Raw genomic sequence first — 610 nt, 5'->3', positions numbered from 1 at the left:
CGGTAGGAGTCGGCGTGTGACTGTTCGCGGTGACGACGGCGCCAGGTCGACAGAGCCGGCAACACCTCACGCAACCGCTCGTCATCGATCTGCAACGTGTCCGCCAACGCCCCCGGGTCCTCATTCTCCACAGCCGCCCAGAAACGCGCCTCCACCTCATCCACCACACCACCGGCACCCACAGCCCCATCCCGCTGCGACACCAACCAATAACGCCGCCGCTGGAACGCATACGCCGGCAGATCCACCACCCCCACCCCCGCCGGAAACAACACCGACCAATCCACCGGCAAACCCCCCGCATACCCCTCCGCCAACGAAGCCAGATACCGCGCCGCACCCCCCTCACCACGCCGCAACGACCCCACAACCAACCCCGCACCCGACTCCTCGACCCCCACCGTCAACACCGGATGCGCACTCACCTCAACAAACGCACCGAACCCCTCCCCCAACAACCCCTCGACCACCGGACCAAAACGCACCGTCTCCCGCAGATTCCGCACCCAATAATCCGCGTCCAGACCAGCCGTATCCCACACACCACCCACCACCGTCGAATAAAACGGCACCCGCGACGACCTCGGCTCCACCCCCGCCAACGCCTCCC

The 610-nt window shown here is 66.4% G+C and carries 1 protein-coding gene; it reads right to left on the bottom strand.

Translation table 11 applies throughout. From position 1 onward, the window contains the following. Positions 1–572 (bottom strand): acyltransferase domain-containing protein (locus RM779_RS33255; RefSeq protein ID WP_311621531.1); only part of this gene is annotated, 572 nt, incomplete at its 3' end. Positions 573–610: the final 38 nt, after the last annotated feature.

The organism is Streptomyces johnsoniae, assembly GCF_031845565.1.
GTDB classification, from domain to species: domain Bacteria; phylum Actinomycetota; class Actinomycetes; order Streptomycetales; family Streptomycetaceae; genus Streptomyces; species Streptomyces johnsoniae.
This window is presented reverse-complemented; position numbering and strand designations above follow the sequence as displayed.